Source organism: Pseudoalteromonas sp. TB25, assembly GCF_000497995.1.
In the GTDB taxonomy this organism is placed as follows: Bacteria; Pseudomonadota; Gammaproteobacteria; order Enterobacterales; family Alteromonadaceae; genus Pseudoalteromonas; species Pseudoalteromonas distincta.
Window position 1 is genome coordinate 1 of sequence record NZ_AUTI01000214.1, and the last position, 5,701, is coordinate 5,701.

7 protein-coding genes, 2 tRNA genes and 1 pseudogene are annotated in these 5,701 nt (G+C 34.4%); 6 read left to right on the top strand and 4 right to left on the bottom strand.

Going from position 1 to position 5,701, the window contains the following annotated elements:
• From L652_RS1000000125315 to L652_RS0105605, 3 genes and pseudogenes are all read left to right on the top strand, one after another.
• A pseudogene (locus L652_RS1000000125315) lies at window positions 1-147 on the top strand (sel1 repeat family protein); the annotation flags it as partial.
• A 298-nt stretch (window positions 148-445) separates the two neighbouring features.
• Complete coding sequence (locus L652_RS0105600; protein WP_002961428.1) at window positions 446-880, top strand: SulA-like leucine-rich domain-containing protein; 435 nt, start codon at window positions 446-448, stop codon at window positions 878-880.
• Between the two features lie 38 nt (window positions 881-918).
• A complete protein-coding gene (locus L652_RS0105605; RefSeq protein ID WP_024595938.1) occupies window positions 919-1,398 on the top strand; it encodes a YchJ family protein in 480 nt (159 codons plus the stop codon).
• 74 nt (window positions 1,399-1,472) lie between these two features.
• Here the strand turns inward: L652_RS0105605 and L652_RS0105610 are convergent, their stop codons facing one another.
• The 3 genes from L652_RS0105610 to L652_RS0105620 all read right to left on the bottom strand — a co-directional run bounded on the left by L652_RS0105610 (window position 1,473) and on the right by L652_RS0105620 (window position 3,593).
• Complete coding sequence (locus L652_RS0105610) at window positions 1,473-2,390, bottom strand: diguanylate cyclase (protein ID WP_024595939.1); 918 nt, start codon at window positions 2,388-2,390, stop codon at window positions 1,473-1,475.
• A gap of 193 nt (window positions 2,391-2,583) precedes the next feature.
• Complete coding sequence (locus L652_RS0105615; RefSeq protein ID WP_002961433.1) at window positions 2,584-2,886, bottom strand: DUF6172 family protein; 303 nt, start codon at window positions 2,884-2,886, stop codon at window positions 2,584-2,586.
• Window positions 2,887-3,065: 179 nt separating this feature from the next.
• Window positions 3,066-3,593: a VC2046/SO_2500 family protein gene (locus tag L652_RS0105620; protein ID WP_024595940.1), complete on the bottom strand. Its 528-nt coding sequence runs from the start codon at window positions 3,591-3,593 to the stop codon at window positions 3,066-3,068.
• A 112-nt stretch (window positions 3,594-3,705) separates the two neighbouring features.
• Here L652_RS0105620 and L652_RS0105625 point away from each other — a divergent pair.
• Together L652_RS0105625 and L652_RS0105630 are read left to right on the top strand one after the other, a co-directional pair.
• Window positions 3,706-3,790: transfer RNA gene (locus L652_RS0105625), tRNA-Tyr, on the top strand.
• 49 nt (window positions 3,791-3,839) lie between these two features.
• Window positions 3,840-3,924 (top strand) — tRNA-Tyr (locus tag L652_RS0105630).
• A 103-nt stretch (window positions 3,925-4,027) separates the two neighbouring features.
• Here L652_RS0105630 and L652_RS0105635 read toward each other — a convergent pair.
• Window positions 4,028-4,726: a SprT family zinc-dependent metalloprotease gene (locus tag L652_RS0105635; protein ID WP_029753235.1), complete on the bottom strand. Its 699-nt coding sequence runs from the start codon at window positions 4,724-4,726 to the stop codon at window positions 4,028-4,030.
• A 316-nt stretch (window positions 4,727-5,042) separates the two neighbouring features.
• Here L652_RS0105635 and L652_RS0105640 point away from each other — a divergent pair.
• Window positions 5,043-5,701, top strand: a 659-nt coding sequence (locus tag L652_RS0105640; protein ID WP_029770193.1) for an MHYT domain-containing protein, incomplete at its 3' end; no start/stop codon positions are given.

The following is a 5,701-nucleotide window of genomic DNA, read 5'->3' on the forward strand; positions in this document are numbered from 1 at the left end:
CCTGCCACTGCAGCGGTTACAGATATACGCAAACATATCGAAACTAAGCGATTTAAAGATGCTCAATGTTATGCAGCAAGTTTGTACGAACAAATTCACCAACTCCAGTTTTCTCATATGATCCCTCGCACGAGTGAAGACACATAAACCAACTAAGTTATAAGTACTGTATACAGTGTTGAAAAATACTGTATATAGTTACAAAGATACTCCTACACAGTATAAAACCCACAAATTAAAACATTACTCAAAAATTTATTTTTGAAATACCCCCTCAAAAACAAGCCTATAACAAGTTGATTAATAAATAATTATAGATTTAAAAATAAAAAACAATGATCAAAGGCTGAATAACTGTACAAATAAATAGCATAAAATGCTTGCACGAAAGCACTGTATAAACTACTGTATAGGAATACTGTATAAAAACCCAGTGAGTGAAATTATGTTACAGCCTATTACCGTAAGAACAGTTAAAAGTTACCAACAAGACGAGCAAAGCGATTGCGTAAATTTGATCCAAATTGAAGATGAAATTTCAGCGACCTTTGAGCTTTTAAAAGTATTACACCAATACAATAGCTCTAATGCATGGACGTTACTAATTGCGCCAGATCATGTACCGAGCAAAGCTTTACTTGACTCATGCTCTATTGATACAAGCAAATTACTTGTTATTAGACAGAAGCACCTAGTAAATTTAGAGTATGTATTAAATTCTGCGTTACATAATGGAAACTTTGCAGCGGTAATTACCTGGACCGATATAGTTAATAACCAACTACTTACAAATCTATCGTTCGATTTAAGTAAAACGAATACAAAACTATACTGTTTTACTAAAAACGCTCAAACAACAGAGATACCACTCGCTCAATAAGCTTGTTAAACTAATGTTTTAGATTCTGTATTATTATTATGACTTCACTCAATACCACATTATGTTTTTGCAGCAGTGGGCACAATTATGCCGATTGCTGCGAGCCGCTTCACTTATCTGTAAAGCAAGCTGACACTCCTGAACAACTTATGCGCTCACGATTCAGTGCTTATGTTATTAAAAATGCAAAATATGTTTATCAAACCTACGCAAAAGAAAAACAAGCTGAAAACCCGGTTAAAGAAATCAATGATTTTGCTAACAGCTGTCGATTTATAAATCTTGATTTAATTGACTCAAGCCATGATGGCGATACTGGAACTGTAGAATTTAAAGCCCAATATTTTTATCAAAACTTATTTTGTGAGCTTCACGAAAAGTCGCAGTTTATTAAAGAAAACACTCAATGGCGTTATTTAGATGGCACTATATATCCTGTTGAAGATATTAAAGTAGGCAGAAATGATAACTGCCCATGCGGTAGCAATAAAAAGTACAAAAAATGTCATAGCATGTAATAAATAATCTTATTTAATATTTATCACCTAAAAGGTGTTTTTAAGTGGCAGAGTGATTTATTAGCTAATTAAACTTAAAAACACACTTTGTTACGCCCTTGCATTTTAGACTCATACATTTTTTCATCTGCGATCTGCAACGTGTTTTTGTTATTTACGTATGGTTGTAGGGTTGCACCGCCAATACTAATAGTCACAAAATCATATTCTGAATATTTGTGTAATATTTCTAAATCGGCCACATTCTGTTTAATTTTATCAGCAACACAAATTGCACCTTCAGTGCTTGTATGCGGTAGAACAACTACAAACTCTTCGCCGCCATAACGCGCAACAAAATCGGTTGGCCTTTGCAAACTATTAGTAATAGTTTGTGCTACTAGGTTTAACACCGTATCCCCCTGCACATGACCATAGATATCATTGTATTGCTTAAAATAATCTATATCGATGAGTAATAATGCATAGTCAACTTTTTCTCGTAAGGCGCTTCGTTCCATTTTAGAAAAATGTGCATCAAAATAACGGCGATTGAATACTTTAGTTAAATCATCTAAAAATACTTTTTGATTGAGTAAGTCGTGTTGTAATTTTAACGTTATATGGGCACGAACCCTTCTAAATAGTGTTTCTTTTATAATCGGCTTTTTAATAAAATCAACAGCTCCGGCTTCCCAACACTCTTCTTCTTCGTTTTCAAAGGATGTAACAAAAATAACTGGGATATCCTGTGTTTCAGTATTATTTTTTAATTTTAAACATGTATCAATACCACTCATTCCACCCATACTAATATCGAGTAGGACTATATCGGGTACATTTACATTACAAATTTCAATTGCTTCTTCACCACTTCCAGCTGTTGTCACATTAAAATGCTCAGATAATATTTTTTTCAATACGATTAAGCTTAATAACTGATCGTCAACTATAAGTACTTTAGAATTCTTTAAACTTAGTTTTAATTGATGGTCAGAGTAATTTATTGGCATAGTAAAAATGTTTTGTTTTTTTAATTAAAAACAGCCTATAGCATCACATTTTGTTATGCAAATGTTAATTAACAGGGGTTCTACTTATTGGTTACTAATAAAAATGCTTTTTAGTAAATCTTTATTGCATAAAAACAAAAAATGAGCCACTTGGGCTCATTTTATAACTTTGAATACTTAATTTAGTTAAGTATTATTCGTCATCATCTAAATCTAATTGCTGACGTTGAGCAGGTCGAGCTAAAATCTCTACGTAGAAAGAGGTCAAACCTTGCTTTTCAATTTCGCCAATTTGGTTACTTAATTCAGCAACGTGCACAACTTGCGCATCTTCAGCTGTGTTACCAAACTTACAGTCAAATGCCCAATAGTCAGCATCTTCAGGTAGCGTTTTATTACGCTCTCTTTTCAAATATTTTTTCACTTCGTGCTTTGCAGCATCAACCATACGAGGGTATTTGATTTTCTCGTGATTTAGCGTGAATGTTTTCTTCATTACGTTCCTAATTACCTTGGTTTAATGATAATGGCATTTCATGTCATACCATTTGACGCCATTATAGCAATTGCATTTAATTTTTGGATGCTTTTTTTTCATTAAATCAATTATTAGCAAATATATAAAGCAGACCCGTTATAAAGCATATATTAACTGATGATTATTACAATCATATATCACACCGCAATAAGCTGAAGTGGTTGATGTATTGCATCATTATTAAGGCTGTCGTAAAAAGCAGCTGCATCTATAGGAGGATTAGCAAGTTGTGTTTGTTCGCTTTTAATTCTTCTTCTGACAGCAAGCTCACAGTTATCTATTATATTAAGTGGAATATGCTTATCATCATTTCTAATCGCAAGTGGTTCAGGCTTTAAGCACTGTCTTAACTTAATACTTGTCATACCGCAGCGCTCTCCTTCTTGAGATATTAATGATGCATTAAACTGTCCAACCAACATATTGTATTCATCAGGGGCTAAAAGTTGCTTTGGACCTGCGCCTAATTGCTTTCTTAATGCCTCTTCTTCTATAACTAAATTATCTATTTCAGTTTTTGGTAAATGAAATTGGCTAAAGTCAAGTGCGTCATGTGACAGCATCGCTAATAATAGAGAAAATTCGCCACGGCGATTTTCATGCACACTATTATTGAGCCTACTGTTTAACTGACTCTCTGTGATTAACAAATCATCTATTTGCATAGTCTTTAGTCGATTGTGGTAACTGATAGATATTTATCGGCTTTATTTCAATTTTCTTTAGCTTTTTTCTTTACTTAAATACGCAATTTGCTATTATCAGCGCCGTTGCATTGGAGGGGTTCCCGAGCGGCCAAAGGGATCAGACTGTAAATCTGACGGCTCAGCCTTCGCTGGTTCGAATCCAGCTCCCTCCACCACTTTTCTTACCGCTAAGTTAAGTGGGGCCAAATGCAATAAAATTAGTGTGGAGGGGTTCCCGAGCGGCCAAAGGGATCAGACTGTAAATCTGACGGCTCAGCCTTCGCTGGTTCGAATCCAGCTCCCTCCACCACTTCTCTACTATTCCTATATTCCTATATTCCTATATTCCTATATTCCTATATTCCTATATTCCTATATTCCTATATTCCTATATTCCTATATTCAGGTTAACTTCAAAATACCCATTGTAAACTCATGCTATTTTTCTTTAGCCATGTTGATGATGCTTTATAATTAGGAAAAAAACGCTCAACGTGTTGCCAAAAAGCTTTACTGTGGTTTAAGTGACGTAAATGCGCTAACTCGTGGACAATCACATAATCAATAGCATGATAAGGCGCTCCAATTAAATGCAAATTAAATGTTAGCTCTCGCTTACTATTACAACTTCCCCACTTACGCTTATAAATAGCTACTTTTAGACTCGTAGGTAATTCTTCACCCATTTGTGCGCAGAAGTACGCTAAACGCATTTCTATATATGCAGTTAGTTGCTCTTTTAAATATTCTTCAAGAAGTTGCTGATATTTTTGCGAAGTATTTTTAACGCGTGAAGAGTGCGTAATAAGCAAGCTGTCGTTACAGCTTATTACTTCGGACTTATTACCTTGCTTAAATTCTATATTTACAATGCTATCAAAAATTAAAATTTGTTTGTCTTTGAGCGGGTTCTGTCTGCTATCAGCAATATTGTGCTGTTTAGTTAATTGATCATTTACCCACACCTGCTTATCAAAAAGCCATTCTTGAATGTGTTTATTACTAACAAACTGAGGGGCATATACAGTCACCTTCTTGTTATGTACTTTAATGGCAACCGTTTTACGTTTTATACTTTTCTTTAACTGATATTCAAACACTTTCATACTCATTAATGATATTGCTACGAGAAAATTCACCAGCAATTAATAAAACCAAATAAAGTGTACTTTTCGCTTAGTTAAGCCAATTCATTAGTTTTCTTAAGGTTGCTCGATAGAAACTTAAATATGACCATATAAATCGAACTTAGCCCCGTTAAAGGCAATACATTAGAATAAAAAACACCAACTAAAAAACTAATCCCTGATAAATAAAAGAAAACGAAAAGTAATAAATTCGTTATTTTATTCACTTCATTGAATTAACGGTTTATTTATTAATTAATTAGATTAAACTTGATAAATAAAGATTATATTTTGAGCCATTATGTTATCAGCTTTTTTTATCACAGACCAAGATCCTAGCTTAATCATTAATGGCGTTTACGATCCTCTATTAGTTTCAATGTCATTGCTAATTGCTATTTTTGCAGCCTTTTTCACCATTCGACTTATAGATCTCGCAAAAGCAACTCAATTTCCCAGCTACCAACGTTTAGCAAATGTGACCGCTGCTACTGTTTTTTCGGCTGGTATTTGGAGTATGCACTTTATTGGTATGCTTGCCTTTTCACTGTGTACTAATATTGATTATGATCCAACAATCACTCTCCTTTCTTTTATACCAGCATTTATAGCATGTCAGTACGCTGTATCAATGCTAGTAAATAGTAAAGGGAATCTAAAAGTATTGTCGATTTGCTCTGTGTTACTAGGAGCCGGCATTGGCACTATGCATTATAGCGGCATGGCTGCAATGGATCTTGCTCCTTTACTTAGATATGATCCATTGATTTTTGCGTTATCAATCATTGTTGCTGTAGCCCTCTCCTTTATAGCCCTTTACAGTCGCTTTAATCTTGAGCGTTTTTTACCCTCTTTATCACCTCTTCAAAATAACTCAATTAGCGCTGTTATTTTAGGGTGTGCTGTTGCTGGTATGCACTACATGGGTATGGCCGCTACACGTTTTGTAGCTACATCGCC